The sequence below is a fragment of the Haloarcula sp. CGMCC 1.2071 genome (genome assembly GCF_037078445.1).
GTDB lineage: Archaea > Halobacteriota > Halobacteria > Halobacteriales > Haloarculaceae > Haloarcula > Haloarcula amylolytica.
The window spans coordinates 627,252-642,415 of the sequence record NZ_JAYMGY010000002.1; the positions used below are offsets into that span (position 1 = coordinate 627,252).

The following is a 15,164-nucleotide window of genomic DNA, read 5'->3' on the forward strand; positions in this document are numbered from 1 at the left end:
CTTTGCCGTCGCGGAACTGCGACTGTGACGTGCCATCCCGAACCGACAGCGAGCCGACTGTGGCGGTCGCGGAGGTACTCCCCGACTTTGCTGACGCCTTCCCCTTCGAGGAGTTCAACCGGATGCAGTCGGCGGCCCTGCCGGCCCTGCTGAACCGCGACGACAATGTCGTCGTCAGCGCGCCGACGGCCAGCGGGAAGACGGCGCTGGCTGAACTGGCCATCTGCAAGACGCTCGCCGAGGACGGGACCGCGCTGTTTCTCGCGCCGCTACGCGCACTCACAAACGAGAAGGAAAGCGAGTGGGAGCGCTTCGAGGAGTTGGGCTACTCCGTCTACGTCGTCACCGGCGAGCGAGACCTGAACCCCCGCCGCGCCGAGCGGGCCGACATCCTCGTGATGACGCCGGAGAAGGCCGACTCGGCCACCCGGAAACACGAAACGAGCCGCTACTCGTTCATCACTGACGTGGACTGCTGTGTCATCGACGAGGTCCACCTGCTGGATTCGGACCGGCGGGGGGCGGTGCTCGAAGTCACCGTCTCGCGGCTCCGCCGGCTCTGTGACCCGCGCGTGGTGGCGCTGTCGGCGACGATGCCGAACATCGACGACGTGGCCGACTGGCTCGACGCCCCCGAGGAGACGACCTTCGCCTTCGGCGAGGAGTACCGGCCCGTGCCGCTGAACGCCGACGTGAAGACCTACTCCCACGGTGAGAACGCCTTCGCCGACAAGTACCGGCGGCTCTACCGGGCGCTTGACCTCGCCGAGCCACACATCCGCGAGGAGGGCCAGGCGCTCGTGTTCGTCTCCTCGCGCCAGGACACGGTGCAGGCCGCGAAGAAGGCCCGCGACGAAATTGTCGAGCGAGATATCCCGATGGGTGCACGCGGGGACTACGATTTCCACAACGACGCCGCCGACCTCTCGAACGACACGCTCCGCCAGTCCGTACTGGACGGCGTGGGCTTTCACCACGCCGGCCTCGCGCGCGAGGACAAAAACAAAGTCGAGCAGTGGTTCAAGGAGGGGAAGATTCAGCTGCTCTTCTCGACCTCGACGCTGGCGTGGGGCGTGAACCTCCCCGCCCGCTGTGTCGTCATCCGCGACACCAAACTCCACGATCCCCTGGAGGGCGAGGTCGACATGAGTCCCCTTGACGTGCTCCAGATGCTCGGCCGCGCGGGCCGGCCCGGCTACGACGACATGGGGTACGCCTGGGTCGTCTGTGACCGCTCGGACGCCGACAAGTACCGCCGCCTGCTCCGGGACGGCAAGGAAATCGAGTCCCGACTCGCGGCGGAACTCGACGCCCACCTGAACGCCGAAATCGCGCTCGGGACCATCGACGACGTGGACGACGTGATGGACTGGCTCGCCACGACCTTTTATTACGCCCGCTCGCAGTCAGCCCCCGACGAGTACGACGCCGGCAGCGACCTCCGAAACCGGGTCAGTGACACGCTTTCCGCACTCGTCGACGAGGGCTTCGTCGAACAGGACGGCCTCAACGTCGAACCGACGCGGCTCGGCCAGCTAGCCTCGAAGTTCTACCTTCGGCTCTCGACTGCGCGCCGGTTCGCGGACGTCGCCGAACGGTGCCAGGACGCCGCCGATCCGGACTCCGCTGTCTCCGTTGACGCGGACGACCTGCTGACCGCGGTGGCCGGCGCGACGGAGTTCGACAGCGTCAGCGCCCGCTCCGACGAGGAGGACGCCGTCCACGCAGTTCTGGGAGACAGCGTCGACGACAGTCTCGACGCCGGCCAGCGGAAGGTGCTGGCCATCCTCCGCTCGGGCATGACCGGGACGACGCCCACGGAACTCAAAAGCGATGCGTGGGTCATCCGCCAGAACGCCCTTCGCCTGCTCGCGGCGATGCGGGAGTTCGTCGACACGCTGGGGCCGGCCCGCTACGCGAACCTGGCCTGTCGGGCCGAGGCCCGCGTCGAACACGGTATCAGCGCCGACGCTGTTGGGCTGACCGCCATCGACGGCGTCGGCAGCGGCCGTGCTGGTAAACTCGCCGCTGCGGGGCTCACGTCACCCGCCGACGTGGTCGAAGCCGGCGAAGACGGCCTCGTCCGGGCCGGACTCTCCGAGGGCGTCGCCGAGCAGGTGCTGGCGAACGCGCGGGACCTCCCCGTCGTCTCCATCGACTGGGGCGATTTCCCTGACACAATCGCGCCCGGCGACAACGATATGCGGGAGGTAACGGTCGAAAACACCGGGGGCAGCGCCCGCGCGGGCCTGCGGGTCACGGTCAACGGGCGTGAGATGACCGCCAAGCCGTCGTATCTCGGCGAGGCCACGCTTCCGGTGGCCGTCTTCGGCGCGGACGCGGACGAACTCACGTTCACCGTCGAGGTCGCGTTCCCCGCGCTGCCGCTCCCGACGATTACCGAAACCCGATCCGTGCTGGTCCGGTAATCGACGTTTCGACTGTCTCTCTGAAACGCGCTCAGATAGCTCGGTAAAATTTACAAAGCTATCTAAAAGCGTTACAGCGCTCCGTGAAACATCGCTGAAAGGTGCTGAAATCCGGTTAACATTCCGAAAAGAGCACGAATTATCCCCAAGGGTCTGGCGTTTATATGGGGGTATGGGTTCTTACGAAGAAGTGAGGAAGCCCACAATGTCCAGTGCATCGCCCTTCCGTTCCCCGATGGAAGCCGCCCCCAGTAGCCTTAGCCTCCGGTCACTCACTCGTCCCCTGCAATTCATCGCGTTCTGGCTGGCTATCGTCACGCCGCTGGCATATCCGCCGCTGCTGCTGGGCGGGCTGGACAGTCAGAGCTTCCTCATCTTCGTGGGTGTCGTTGCCCTCAACGTCTTCGGCCTGCTGGCGGGCCGAGGATACGGTGACCCCGCCTGACCTGGCCGGGTCTTTCCCCTCCGCGCCGGCATTTCACGCTGTTTTGTGACGCTCGAATCTCTGCACACCGTACTAACACCCGAACAGTATCGCTTCCCGGTCTCCGGCCCAGTTCCATACCGGATAGCTATTCGCTCCGCTTTTGAGTCGCCCCGCTATCTCAAAGAGACGGTACTCGGCTGTTATACACCGCCTAACAGCACCTCGCGTAGTGTCGCGGCGTCGTCCGCGATCTCGTGGACCATCGACAGGTCCGTCTCGTCGCCGTCGCCCCGGAATCCGACGGTCGTCATCCCGGCGGCGACGGCGGCGCGTGCGCCCGCGGTGGAGTCTTCGACGGCCCAGCAGTCCTCGGGCGCGACGCCGAGTTCTGCCGCGCCCCGCTCGTAGATGTCCGGCTCCGGCTTGCCGGGGCCGTCGATGTCGCCGGCACTGATGGCGACGTCGAACTTCGAGAGGAGGTCGAAGCGCTCGTCGGCCACGTCGATCCAGGCCCACGGCGCGGATGTCGTCAGCGCTAGCGCGACGCCGGCGTCCCGAAGGTCGTCGAGCAACTCGTGCGCCCCATCGAGGAAGGCCGCCTCTTCGCCGTAAATCCGCTCGCCGTGCTCCTCGAACAGGCCCTCGAATACCTCGCGGCTGATTTCGAGGTCGTACTCGGCGTCGAGGTCTGGATACACTTCCCGGTAGTTCCGACCGGTAATGGCGGCGACAGGGATGTCGTCGTTCGGTGCGGCCGTCGGAAGAATGTCCTCGCGCTGGGCACGGACCCAGTGCTCTTCGGACTGGACGAGCACGCCGTCCATATCGAAACAGACTGCCGCCGGTGGTTCGCTCATTGCCTCCCTGTCGCTCGGCGACGGCTTTGGCTGTTCCGACTCCGGGAGCGACGACCGCGCTACGAAGCCCCGTCGGCCGACTGAGGGTTTAAGTACCGGAACCCGGCCAGGTCGGCCCATGCACGACGGAACCCGTGTGATAGCTGGCGAGTGTACGACCGTTTTCGAGGGAACGCGCGAGCGGGAGCAGCGCGGCGACGTGCTCGTCGTCGTCAAACCGGACAATACCGTCCTCGTTCACGATGCCGAAGGGTATCAGCCGGTCGCGTGGCTCACGCGCGCCGAAAGCGTCACCATCGACGACGGCGCGGTGACCGCCCGCGACGGCGACGAACTCCTCCGGGTGGTCCCCCACGAGGAACACGGCAGTGCCCGCTATCCGGCCTCGAACGCCGGTGTCCCGGTGCGTGACTGCCCCGACTGCGCCGGGACGCTGGTCCGCACCCGAAGCGACGTCACCTGTACCGGCTGTGACGCCGCCTACGGGATTCCGAGCGATGCCGCGGTCACCGGCGGCCGCTGCGGGGACTGCGGGCTCCCCACGCTTCGGGTGGAACGCGGGCGGGCGTTCGAACTGTGTCTTGACCGGGACTGTGACTCGCTGGACGACGCTGTCACTGCGGCCTTCGACCGCGAGTGGGACTGTCCCAACTGCGACGGCGACCTGCTGATTCTCCGCCGCGGTGGCCTGCTCGCCGGCTGTGAGCACTACCCCGACTGCGACACCGGTTTCTCGATGCCGTCCGGTGTCGTCGTCGGCGACTGCGAGTGTGGCCTGCCGCTGTTCGAAACCGCCGGGGGAACGCGGTGTCTGGACTCGGCGTGTTCGGAACGGGGGTGAGTTCCGGCAACCGTGTTTACTGGGGATGCAGTTTCGAACCGCGAAGAAGCCCTATCTAGCCCGTGTTGCTCAGCCGCTATCGGGTGGGACTGAAAGGGGCGAGACGCTGGGCGTTCGAGACGAGGTAAGCACTGGAGCGAACAGAGTGAGTGAAGCGCGCAGCGAGTCGCAGTAGCCCAGCGTCTCGGGGCTTTCTGGCTCTCTGCATCCGCGACTGTGGAAATGGATACCCTGACAGTCCGGACCCGCAGGGGCTTTGTCGCCGCGGGAGCCACGTCAGGGCATGGAACTGACGCTCGACGGTGATGTCGTGCGGGCCGGCTACGAGGCGCGCGAGCGGTTCTACGACTCGCGCGGCTACGGCCAGGTCCGTAGCGGCGACATCGACCTGGCCCCGGTGGAGGCCGCACACCTCCTCTACCGCGGGGACATCGAAAGTATCGACGGGATGGACTTCCGGGCCTTCCTGGGGTCGGCGGCCGTCTCCGAGGTCGACTTTGCCGTCTACAAGGACCTGCGGGACCGCGGCTTCTACCTCACGCCGGCCCGCGAGGGCTGGGTCGACGACGACGCGGGCACGGACTTCGTGGTCTACCCGCGCGGGAAGGGGCCGTGGGATAACGAGGTGGCCTACCGGGTCCGGGTTGTCGGCGAGCGCGACACCGTCGCCGCCGCTGACCTCGGCGACTGCGTTCTTGCGGTCGTCGACGAGGAGAGTGAGGTCACGTACCTCGACACCGACCAGCGCGGCGTCGAGGGGACTAGCGACGCCGTCGTCCCGACCACGAACGGGGAACTGCTCGCCGAGCGGGTGGTGTGTTGGGAGCCGCCAGCGGAACTGTACGAGCAGGCGTTCTACGGCCAGCAACTCGGCGACGACGGTGCAGTCCAGCTCTCGCTCGTGGAAGCCGCGTATCTCGCACAGGAAGGTCTGCTCACGGTCGACGGCGGGGCCGACGCCATCGTCGAGCGGGGTCGCGAGGTCGAAGGCGACCGGTTCGACCGCCGGCTGGCTGTCTACGCGGCCCTGCGAACCAGCGGCGTCGCGCCGAAGACCGGCTTCAAGTTCGGTGCGGACTTCCGGACCTACGCCGATGTCGAGAGCGCCGAGAACCTCGGGCACTCGGAGCTCCTCGTCCGAGTGCTGCCGGCCGGCCACCGGTTCGAGCCGCGGGACCTCGCGCTGGACGTGCGCCTGGCCCACGGCGTCCGGAAGACGATGGTGTTCGCGCTCACGGCGGACGGCGGCGACATTGAGTGGGTGGCTGTGGAGCGACTGACGCCCTGATTCGCTCACAGCCCAACAGTTGGTTGCACATCCGCCGATACGCCGCGTGACGTGGCGAACCGAAACGAACCCTTTTTGCGCCGACCGGGACCAAAGCACCTGTAACGTGGCTCACCGCGAGCCCACCACAGCCATGACAACGGACGACTCCCACCACGACGACGCATCGCCCGACGAGGACCGCCGCCAGTCGGGTGCCCAGTGGCGGGGGTCCGACGCGCTCTCCGGCGGCGAGCCGGTTCTCCCGGACGGCGGCACTGAGGCCGAAGGAGCCGACGAGGCGACGCTCGACCCGTGGGGCTCCTCGACCATCGCCGACTACCGCAAACTGTTCGAGCAGTTCGGCATCGAGGAGTTCGACGAGGTGCTCCCCGAAGTCCCCAACCCTCACTACCTGATGCGCCGGGGCGTCATCTTCGGCCACCGGGACTACCGACCGGTCGCCGAAGCGATGCGCAACGACGACCCCTTCGCCGCGCTGTCGGGGTTCATGCCGACCGGCGACCCCCACATCGGCCACAAGCTGGTCTTCGACGAGATCATCTGGCATCAACAGCAGGGCGGGGACGCTCACGCGCTTATCGCGGACCTCGAAGCCCACAGCGCCCGCGGGCTCTCGTGGGATGAAATCGACGAGCACGCGACGGACTACATCCTCTCGCTGCTCGCGCTCGGGTTCGACCCCGACGAGGGGACGCTGTACCGCCAGTCCGACAACCGCGAGGTGCAGGATCTGGCGTTCGAACTCGGTGCGGAGGCGAACTTCTCGGAACTGCAGGCCATCTACGACTTCGACGGCGAGACGGACGTCTCCCACATGCAGTCGGTCGTCACCCAGATGGCCGACATCCTCTACCCGCAACTGGACGGGCCGAAGCCGACGGTCATCCCTGTCGGCCCGGACCAGGACCCCCACATGCGGCTGGCCCGGGACCTCGCCGCGCGGATGCGGTTCTTCGGCGTGACGGAGGCCTTCGCCAGCTTCGAGGCCGACGCCGTCGAGCGGACGCTGCTCCGGCAGGCCTACGATGCTCGGGAGGAGTACGCCGAGGACGTCGACCGGCCCCGCTGTGGCGAGGCTGCCGACTGGCTCCGCGACCACCAGCCCGCGCCCGCCGACGCCCGCGAGTCCGTCGTCGCCAAACTCGACGAGGCGGGGAAGGAACTGCTCCGCCCGCGTATCCGCTTCCTCGACCGCAACGCCACCGACGGAGCCTTCGAGGCGCTCATCGAGGCCATCGACGGCGAGAAGCGGGTGTACGACGAGCACATCGACACGTTCGACCTCGACTACGCCGAGGCCGAGGAACTGGCCCGGCAGGTCGAACTCGACAACGGCGGCTACGGCTTCCAGCCGCCGTCCTCCATCTACCACCGGTTCATGACCGGCCTCACCGGCGGGAAAATGTCCTCCTCGATTCCCGCCTCGCACATCTCCTTGCTCGACGACCCGGAGGACGGCTACGACAAGGTCAAGTCGGCGACCACCGGCGGCCGCTCCACGGCGGAGGAACAGCGCGAGAAAGGTGGGAAAGCCGACGAATGCCCGGTGTACGAGCTGTACGCCTACCTGCTCTCGGGTGACGACGACGAGTTCGCCAAGGAAGTGTACGACGAGTGCGTCGGCGGCGAGCGCCTCTGTGGGGGCTGCAAGGAGCAGGCAGCCGAACTGATGGCCGAGTTCCTCGAAGACCATCAGGAGAAACGCGAAGAGTGGGAGGACAAGCTCGACGAACTCGATATCGACCTCGACTCCGACCGCGCGCCGACGAGCGCGGACTGACTACCGGGTCGAGACACCCTATCTCGTGTCGGGACGAGTACACGCGCAACGCTTTTAGCCGCTAATCACAATCGCTCAGATATGGCACCCGAATCCCACCGTGCCGGCGTCGCTCGCCAGCTATCCGACAGTCCGGGGTTCGGCTTCTTTTTCACTGCCTGACCGTGCGTGGACTCTGACGGCGTCGAGAGGCGTAGTCGGACGAAACCGCGAGCAGGAAGTGAGAACCGTTAACTGAGCGACCCGCGGTTATCCCCACAAGACCGAGACACCCGTATGAAACGACCACAGGCACAGGTGGCCGTCCTGCAGGCCGCCGACGCACAGGAAGACAGGCGTATCGACGACGTGGCCGCAGACGCAGACCTCAAACCGGAAGCGGCCACCAGAGCGGCGTTCGAACTCGAAGCCGACGGGCTGGTGTCCGTCGCTGAGGAGACGCTGGAACACTACGAACTCACCGACGAGGGCGACCAGTACGTCCGCGAGAGCCTGCCCGAACAGGACCTCTACGAGGCAGCTATCGACGCTGGCGCTGCCGACGGACCAGTCCAGATGGGACAGGCCATTGGCGCGTCCGGCCTCGAGGGCGGCGCGGTCGACATCGCGCTCTCGAACTACGCCCGCAAAGCCTACGGCGAGATCGATAGCGGCGAGATCACGGCCAACCCGGACGCCGATCCCGGGTCCGATCCCGAGATGTTGGCGCTGGAGGCCGTCGCAGATGGACGCGTCGAAGACGCCGACGCGGACGCGCTCGACCAACTGGAACGGCGTGGCCTCCTCAATGTCCGTGAGGAGACCGTCCGCTCGGTCCAACTCACCGACGACGGCGTCACCGCGCTGATGGAGGGCGTCGAAGCCGCCGAGACCGTCGACCAGCTCACCCCCGAGCTGCTCACCAGCGGTGAGTGGGAAGACGTGGCCTTCACCGAGTACAACGTCGAGGCCGACGCCGAGGACGTGAGCCACGGCAAGGAACACATCCTCCGCCAGACGGCCAACCGCGTGAAGGACACGCTCGTCGGCATGGGCTTCTCCGAGATGGAAGGCCCCCACGCCGACGCCCAGTTCTGGATCAACGACTGCCTGTTCATGCCACAGGACCACCCGGCGCGAACCCACTGGGACCAGTTCGCCTTGGAGGAACCCGAGGAAATCGGCCACCTCCCCCCGGACCTCGTCGAACGGGTCCGCTCGGCCCACAAGGAGGGCGTCGGCCCCGACGGCGAGGGGTATCACTCGCCGTGGACCGAGGACATCGCTCGCGGGATGGACCTGCGCGGCCACACCACCTCGCTGTCGATGCGCTATCTCTCGGGCCATCAGGTGGGTGAGCTAGACCCGCCCGAGCGCTACTTCAGCGTCGAGAAGGTGTATCGCAACGATACGCTGGACCCGACGCACCTGCTGGAGTTCTTCCAAATCGAGGGCTGGGTGATGGCCGAGGACCTCTCCGTGCGGGACCTGATGGGGACGTTCACGGAGTTCTACGAGCAGTTCGGCATCACCGACCTGGAGTTCAAGCCCCACTACAACCCCTACACGGAGCCGAGCTTCGAACTGTTCGGCACCCACCCCGAGACCGGCGAGGTCGTCGAGGTCGGCAACTCCGGTATCTTCCGCGACGAGGTGCTTACGCCGCTTGGCGTCGACTGCGACGTGATGGCGTGGGGCCTCTCGCTCGAACGACTACTCATGCTCATGTACGGCTTCGAGGACATCCGCGACGTGCACGGGACGCTGTGTGACCTTGAACTGCTGCGGGAAACGGAGGTGATGCGCTGATGCCGGTCGTCGACGTCGACCCCGACGAACTGCGGTATCTGACCGGCCACAGCGAGAAAGACGACGACGAACTCAAGTCGGACCTGTTCAATCTCGGGCTGGAGTTCGAGGGCTGGACCGAGGACGACGAGTTCCAACTGGAGTTCGCCCCGGACCGACTGGACCGTCTCTCCGTCGAGGGGGTCGCCCGCTCGCTGCGCTACCACTACGGCGACGACCGCGGCGTGGAGGTTCCCAACACGAACAGCGCCGACTGGACCATCGAGGTCGAGGACCAGCCCGACGAACGCCCGTACGTGACCGGCGCTATCGTCCGCGGGCTGGACATGGACGAGGCCGCGCTGGAGTCGCTCATCCAACTGCAGGAGAAGCTCCACGCGACGATGGGCCGCAAGCGGGCGAAAGGTGCGATTGGGGTTCACGACCTCACAATGTTGAAAGGCGACTCGGTCACGGACGAGACGGGCAAGTCTATCACCTACACCAGCGCCGACCCCGACGAGGCGACGTTCGTTCCGCTGGACGCCGATGCGGAGATGACCCCCAGCGAGGTCATGGCGTCCCACGAGACCGGCCAGACCTACGGCGACCTCGTGGCCGACTTCGACCGCGTACCGGCCATCTACGACGCCATCGGGCTGTTCTCGTTCCCGCCGGTCATCAACGGCCGTCGGACCGAGGTCAGCGTCGACTCCCGGGACCTGTTCATCGAGATGACCGGGACCGACCAGTGGACCATCGACCACATGTGTAACATCGTCTGCTACGCGCTCGCCGCCCGCGGCGGCCAGGTCGAGAAAGTCGACGTGGCATACGCCGACGATGCGCCCGGCGAATACGCCGGCAAGACGCTGGAGCGTCCTGACTTCTCTGTCCGGACGAAGACGGTCACCCACGACCGCATCGAATCCATCCTCGGCGTCTCGCTGGACAGCCGCGAGGTAATCGACTACGCCGAGCGGGCCGGCCTCGACGCGACCGAAACGGAATCCGACGACGGCGTGGCCTACGAGGTTGAGGTTCCGCCCTACCGCGTCGACGTCATCCACCCGCTGGATATCATCGACGACATCGGCCGAGCGCTCGGGTTCAACAGCCTCGAACCGACCTACCCCGACGTGTCGACTGTCGGCGGTCGCCACGAGCGGTCCCGGCTTGAGGACGCCGCCCGCGACGCTCTGGTTGGGTTGGGCTTCGAGGACCTGCTGAACTTCCACATGATAAACGAGGCCGAGAACTTCGAGCGGATGGGGTTGTCGGTCCCACGGACCGACGAACAGGCGAGCGGTGGCAACCGCGAGCAGGCCGTCGGCGAGGCCGCCCCGGTCACCATCCAGGAGCCCTACAGCGAGGACTACACCATCCTCCGGACGTGGGCGCTCCCGTCCATCATGATGGTGTTGGAGAACAACACCCACCGGAGCTACCCGCAGGACCTCGCCGAAATCGGGCTGGCCGCCGGCCTCGACGACTCGGAGAACACCGGTGTTGCCGAGCACCGCACCGTCGCGGCCGCGCTCGCGCGTACGGACGCCTCCTACGAGGACGCGAAGGCCCGCCTGCAGGCGCTCGCCGACGCCTTCGACAAGGACCTCGAAACGCCCCCGACTACGCATCCGTCGTTCATCGGCGGCCGCGCCGCCGAGGTCGTCCTCGACGGCGAGTCAGTCGGCGTCATCGGAGAGGTTCATCCCAAGGTACTCGTCGAGCATGACCTGGAACTGCCAGTGGCGGCCTTCGAGTTCCGACTGGACGCGCTGGAGTAACGCGAGCGGTTGGCCTATCGCTCGTCCGGATACACGTACTCCACGTCGCTTGGCTTCCCGGCCTCCTCCTCGTCGGTCTCGATGACGACGGTTGAGGAGAGCTTGTTGAACAGCCGAAGCCCTTCTTCTTCGTACACCAGCCAGCCGACGAGGATGTCTATCGGAAGCAGGAACGCCTTCCCGAAGCTCTCGATGGCTGCCGTGCCGTAATCGATGGCGTTGCCGCGTTCGTCCGTGACGGCGATGTTCATCACCATCTTCCCGACCGACTGGCCCTGCCGGCCTTCGAGAGCTGTCCAGTAAACGAACAGGCCGAGTCCGTTCAGGCCGGTGAACGGCGTGGTCACTGAGAGGCTGCCGGTAAGGAGCGAGAACACGCCAGCGGCCTCGCCTAGTGCGGAAAGGACGACACCGACGAGCAGGACGTCGAGGAGCCAGGCGAGAAAGCGGTCGTCCCAGGAGGCGATGTGCAGGGTGCGGCGACTGTCATCCATGCTGGCGGTTCGCCGCAACTATACTTCAAGATTCGCCGGCTACAGGTCCGCGCCGACGGCGTCCGCGACCGAGTCGAAGCCGTCCTCCGCGAGCAGGTCGAGCAGCCCCTCGTTGATTTCGCGAGCGATGGACGGACCGCGGTACACCAGGCCGGTGTACAGTTGGACGAGCGAGGCTCCGGCGCGGATCTTCCTGTACGCGCCCTCCGGTGTCGAGACGCCGCCGACGCCGACGACGGGCACGTCGACACGCTCGGCGACGAACCGCACCATCTCGGTCGCCTGGTTTTCGATCGGCTTCCCGGAAAGGCCACCCGTCTCGACCGCGTTCGGCGAGCGTAAGCTGGCGGGCCGTTCCGTCGTCGTATTCGTCGCAACGACGCCGTCCAGGTCGAGTTCGGTTACCAGGTCCAGCGCGTCCTCGACTGCCGGCTCGGGGAGGTCAGGCGAAAGCTTCACGAGCAGCGGGGCCGCGCCCGCGTTCTGGAGTTCGCCGAGGATGGCTTCCATCGCGTCGCGGTTCTGGAGCTCCTCGAATCCTTCCGAGTTGGGACAGGAGACGTTGACGACGAAGAAGTCCCCGCCTTCGGCGACGTGTTCGTACGTGGTCCGGTAGTCCTCGGGGGCCTCGCTCGTTCCGACGTGTTCCGTCTTAGCGATGTTGACGCCGACCGGGAACGGCGCATCGACGTTCTTCAGCCGCTCGCCGATGACGATGGCCCCGTCGTTGTTCAGGCCCATTCGGTTGATGATGGCCTCGTCCTCCCTGAGCCGGAACATCCGCGGGCGGGCGTTGCCGGCCTGTGGCTCGGCCGTGACGCCGCCGACCTCGGCGAAGCCGAAGCCGAGCGACGCCAGCGCTCCGGGGATGGTCGCGTTCTTGTCGAAGCCGGCCGCGACCCCAACTGGGTTGTCGAAGGTCTGGTCGAACGCCTCTACTGCGAGTCGGTCGTCAGCGACGGTGTAGCGGTCGGCCATCGCCTCGGCGACCCGCGTTCCGTCGACTGCTTCCAGCAGTCGGTGGACGCTCCGGTTGGCAGTTTCGGCTGGCAGTGAAAACAGGAGTGGTTTCGCGATATCGTAGGGTCTCATTGTGATGGTAGTCCGGTTGGCCCGAAAAACAGTGGTGATCGGTTGATATCGGGCGATGGCTCCGGCATCTCCGCCCGGTGGCACTGTGTCACCGTCGATGGTGCCTCAAAAGTCGTGTTCGACCTCTTCGGGGTCGGCCTTCTGGATGATAATCTTGTTGTCACGGACGCGAACGAACACCTCGTCGCCGATCTCCATCCCGGCCACGGCCAGCTCGTCTTCGTGAATGTTGATATGTACGTTGTGGTACTCGCCGTCCTCATCTTTGGCGCCACTCGGGCTGAGCTTCTTCTTTCGCACCATCGCGCTATCCTACTCCGCACTTCACCGCAGGATACACTTAAGTCTACCGTGCCGCCGGTCGCTGGCTGGCGGTTTTGTGGACGCGCGTGACGATTTCAGTCCGAATATTTGCCTTGAATTGGCCGGTTTCGGAGGTCGAAACACCACGCGACGGCATCAGTGTATAAAAGCATCCCCCGACGGAGGGCGGATTGGGGGGTATATTTATGTTCTGCCATGTGCTGAATTGGCATGGAGCGGTGAAATCCATGGCACCCGACAGTGACAAGCGCAACTTCGCACTGCGCGAAGACGGTGACGAATCGAGCGTCTTCTCGGGCGGAACACCTCGACAGGCTGCGCTGAAGGCAGCACGTCGACTCGAGCCGGCCGACGGTGAAGATCAGGCTGACCCTGAGGAGATACGACTACGGGAGAAAGGAACCCACAAAGTCCACATCTACGAGGCGTGGGCATGGGTCGAGGAGGCACCCGACGACAAACCCGACTGGATGCCCGGCGACATCACGAAAGGGAACGTCTCGAAGCAGGGCGTCGAACACCTAGACGAGATCTAGGTCGCATTCCCGACATTTTCGGTGCAACGCCCGGTCGGTAGCGGCTGCTGAACTGTTCGTGCGCGCGCGGAGTCGACGTCTGTTTCGGCGTCCCATTCCCGACACGCCGTACTGACCGTCTGCAGTCGTGTGCAACACTCTCCCCCGTGTAATCTTGTCCCGTAGGCGACTCCCTTCGACGGGGTTAAGTGTGGCTCACCCATCGGAATGAAATGCGAACGCGGTCAGGGGCCGACGCCCCCGAACGAACGCACTCGTTCCGATGCCCTTAAGTGTAATAAAGCACTCGGAATGAACGCGAACGACGTTCGGTCGGGGTGTTGAACCCCTGCCGATACGGACCAGGCGGGGCCGGCTCGCCAACGAAACTCGAAGCCTTTATGGTGGCTTCGAGACAACAATCAGGTCCGAAGAAATGAGGATTCCACCCCTGCGGTCCGCCGTCAAGATGGGATCTGATGTTAGCCCTGATAGTTCGGTGACACTCGGTCGACGGGTGTCCTCGAACACCCTTCGATAGCGACCACACCCATCATATGGGTGTGATCCCGCCTAACCCCCCGGCATTGTGCCGGGATACATTCCGGTTGATCCTGCCGGAGGCCATTGCTATCGGAGTCCGATTTAGCCATGCTAGTCGCACGGGCTTAGACCCGTGGCATATAGCTCAGTAACACGTGGCCAAACTACCCTACAGACCGCGATAACCTCGGGAAACTGAGGCCAATAGCGGATATAACTCTCATGCTGGAGTGCCGAGAGTTAGAAACGTTCCGGCGCTGTAGGATGTGGCTGCGGCCGATTAGGTAGATGGTGGGGTAACGGCCCACCATGCCGATAATCGGTACGGGTTGTGAGAGCAAGAACCCGGAGACGGTATCTGAGACAAGATACCGGGCCCTACGGGGCGCAGCAGGCGCGAAACCTTTACACTGCACGACAGTGCGATAGGGGGACTCCGAGTGTGAGGGCATATAGCCCTCGCTTTTCTGTACCGTAAGGTGGTACAGGAACAAGGACTGGGCAAGACCGGTGCCAGCCGCCGCGGTAATACCGGCAGTCCAAGTGATGGCCGATATTATTGGGCCTAAAGCGTCCGTAGCCGGCCGGACAAGTCCGTTGGGAAATCGACGCGCTCAACGCGTCGGCGTCCAGCGGAAACTGTCCGGCTTGGGGCCGGAAGACCTGAGGGGTACGTCCGGGGTAGGAGTGAAATCCTGTAATCCTGGACGGACCACCAATGGGGAAACCACCTCAGGAAGACGGACCCGACGGTGAGGGACGAAAGCTAGGGTCTCGAACCGGATTAGATACCCGGGTAGTCCTAGCTGTAAACGATGCTCGCTAGGTGTGCCGTAGGCTACGAGCCTGCGCTGCGCCCTAGGGAAGCCGAGAAGCGAGCCGCCTGGGAAGTACGTCTGCAAGGATGAAACTTAAAGGAATTGGCGGGGGAGCACCACAACCGGAGGAGCCTGCGGTTTAATTGGACTCAACGCCGGACATCTCACCGGTCCCGACAGTAGTAATGACGGTCAGGTT

Annotated in this window: 12 protein-coding genes and 1 rRNA gene; 9 read left to right on the top strand and 4 right to left on the bottom strand. The window is 65.2% G+C overall.

Annotated elements, in window-relative coordinates; translation table 11 throughout:
* Positions 1-59 precede the first annotated feature (59 nt).
* Both VI234_RS07240 and VI234_RS07245 read left to right on the top strand, forming a co-directional pair.
* A complete protein-coding gene (locus tag VI234_RS07240; RefSeq protein ID WP_336329638.1) occupies positions 60-2,429 on the top strand; it encodes a DEAD/DEAH box helicase in 2,370 nt (789 codons plus the stop codon).
* A gap of 205 nt (positions 2,430-2,634) precedes the next feature.
* The gene (locus tag VI234_RS07245) at positions 2,635-2,874 is read left to right on the top strand and encodes a hypothetical protein (RefSeq protein WP_239642241.1); all 240 of its coding nucleotides are present in this window, start codon (positions 2,635-2,637) and stop codon (positions 2,872-2,874) included.
* Between the two features lie 182 nt (positions 2,875-3,056).
* On the opposite strand, the gene VI234_RS07250 is transcribed toward VI234_RS07245, so the two are convergent.
* Positions 3,057-3,713 carry an HAD family hydrolase gene (locus tag VI234_RS07250; protein ID WP_336329620.1) on the bottom strand — a complete coding sequence of 219 codons (657 nt, stop codon included), beginning with the start codon at positions 3,711-3,713 and terminating at the stop codon, positions 3,057-3,059.
* A gap of 118 nt (positions 3,714-3,831) precedes the next feature.
* On the opposite strand from VI234_RS07250, the gene VI234_RS07255 reads away from it, so the two are divergent.
* From VI234_RS07255 to pheT, 5 genes are all read left to right on the top strand, one after another.
* Positions 3,832-4,554 carry a DUF91 domain-containing protein gene (locus VI234_RS07255; protein ID WP_336329621.1) on the top strand — a complete coding sequence of 241 codons (723 nt, stop codon included), beginning with the start codon at positions 3,832-3,834 and terminating at the stop codon, positions 4,552-4,554.
* Between the two features lie 283 nt (positions 4,555-4,837).
* A complete protein-coding gene (gene endA / locus VI234_RS07260) occupies positions 4,838-5,842 on the top strand; it encodes a tRNA-intron lyase (protein ID WP_336329622.1) in 1,005 nt (334 codons plus the stop codon).
* A 133-nt stretch (positions 5,843-5,975) separates the two neighbouring features.
* Positions 5,976-7,625, top strand: coding sequence for a tryptophan--tRNA ligase (locus tag VI234_RS07265; protein WP_336329623.1), 1,650 nt, complete (start codon positions 5,976-5,978; stop codon positions 7,623-7,625).
* Between the two features lie 276 nt (positions 7,626-7,901).
* Positions 7,902-9,413, top strand: coding sequence for a phenylalanine--tRNA ligase subunit alpha (gene pheS, locus VI234_RS07270; protein ID WP_336329624.1), 1,512 nt, complete (start codon positions 7,902-7,904; stop codon positions 9,411-9,413).
* Positions 9,413-11,179 (top strand): phenylalanine--tRNA ligase subunit beta, encoded by a 1,767-nt coding sequence (gene pheT, locus VI234_RS07275; RefSeq protein WP_336329625.1) that lies wholly within the window; start codon positions 9,413-9,415, stop codon positions 11,177-11,179. Before pheS ends, pheT begins: the two co-directional genes overlap by 1 nt.
* Before the next feature lie 14 nt (positions 11,180-11,193).
* Here pheT and VI234_RS07280 read toward each other — a convergent pair whose 3' ends face one another.
* From VI234_RS07280 to VI234_RS07290, 3 genes are all read right to left on the bottom strand, one after another.
* Positions 11,194-11,673, bottom strand: coding sequence for an RDD family protein (locus VI234_RS07280; RefSeq protein ID WP_008306877.1), 480 nt, complete (start codon positions 11,671-11,673; stop codon positions 11,194-11,196).
* Between the two features lie 39 nt (positions 11,674-11,712).
* Positions 11,713-12,765, bottom strand: a complete 1,053-nt coding sequence (locus VI234_RS07285; RefSeq protein WP_008306876.1) for a quinone-dependent dihydroorotate dehydrogenase — start codon at positions 12,763-12,765, stop codon at positions 11,713-11,715.
* A gap of 105 nt (positions 12,766-12,870) precedes the next feature.
* Positions 12,871-13,068, bottom strand: a complete 198-nt coding sequence (locus VI234_RS07290; protein ID WP_004516407.1) for a hypothetical protein — start codon at positions 13,066-13,068, stop codon at positions 12,871-12,873.
* Between the two features lie 248 nt (positions 13,069-13,316).
* Between VI234_RS07290 and VI234_RS07295 the strand changes: the two genes are divergently transcribed.
* Together VI234_RS07295 and VI234_RS07300 are read left to right on the top strand one after the other, a co-directional pair.
* Positions 13,317-13,625 (top strand): non-histone chromosomal MC1 family protein, encoded by a 309-nt coding sequence (locus tag VI234_RS07295; RefSeq protein ID WP_004516406.1) that lies wholly within the window; start codon positions 13,317-13,319, stop codon positions 13,623-13,625.
* A 580-nt stretch (positions 13,626-14,205) separates the two neighbouring features.
* Positions 14,206-15,164, top strand: a 16S ribosomal RNA gene (locus tag VI234_RS07300); the annotation flags it as partial.

Coding starts and splice junctions, on each gene's coding strand:
- endA (WP_336329622.1), top strand. CDS start 4,838: ATGGAACTGACGCTCGACGGTGATGTCGTGCGGGCCGGCTACGAGGCG.
- VI234_RS07265 (WP_336329623.1), top strand. CDS start 5,976: ATGACAACGGACGACTCCCACCACGACGACGCATCGCCCGACGAGGAC.
- VI234_RS07280 (WP_008306877.1), bottom strand. CDS start 11,673: ATGGATGACAGTCGCCGCACCCTGCACATCGCCTCCTGGGACGACCGC.
- VI234_RS07285 (WP_008306876.1), bottom strand. CDS start 12,765: ATGAGACCCTACGATATCGCGAAACCACTCCTGTTTTCACTGCCAGCC.
- VI234_RS07255 (WP_336329621.1), top strand. CDS start 3,832: ATGCACGACGGAACCCGTGTGATAGCTGGCGAGTGTACGACCGTTTTC.
- VI234_RS07295 (WP_004516406.1), top strand. CDS start 13,317: ATGGCACCCGACAGTGACAAGCGCAACTTCGCACTGCGCGAAGACGGT.
- VI234_RS07250 (WP_336329620.1), bottom strand. CDS start 3,713: ATGAGCGAACCACCGGCGGCAGTCTGTTTCGATATGGACGGCGTGCTC.
- pheT (WP_336329625.1), top strand. CDS start 9,413: ATGCCGGTCGTCGACGTCGACCCCGACGAACTGCGGTATCTGACCGGC.
- pheS (WP_336329624.1), top strand. CDS start 7,902: ATGAAACGACCACAGGCACAGGTGGCCGTCCTGCAGGCCGCCGACGCA.
- VI234_RS07290 (WP_004516407.1), bottom strand. CDS start 13,068: ATGGTGCGAAAGAAGAAGCTCAGCCCGAGTGGCGCCAAAGATGAGGAC.
- VI234_RS07245 (WP_239642241.1), top strand. CDS start 2,635: ATGTCCAGTGCATCGCCCTTCCGTTCCCCGATGGAAGCCGCCCCCAGT.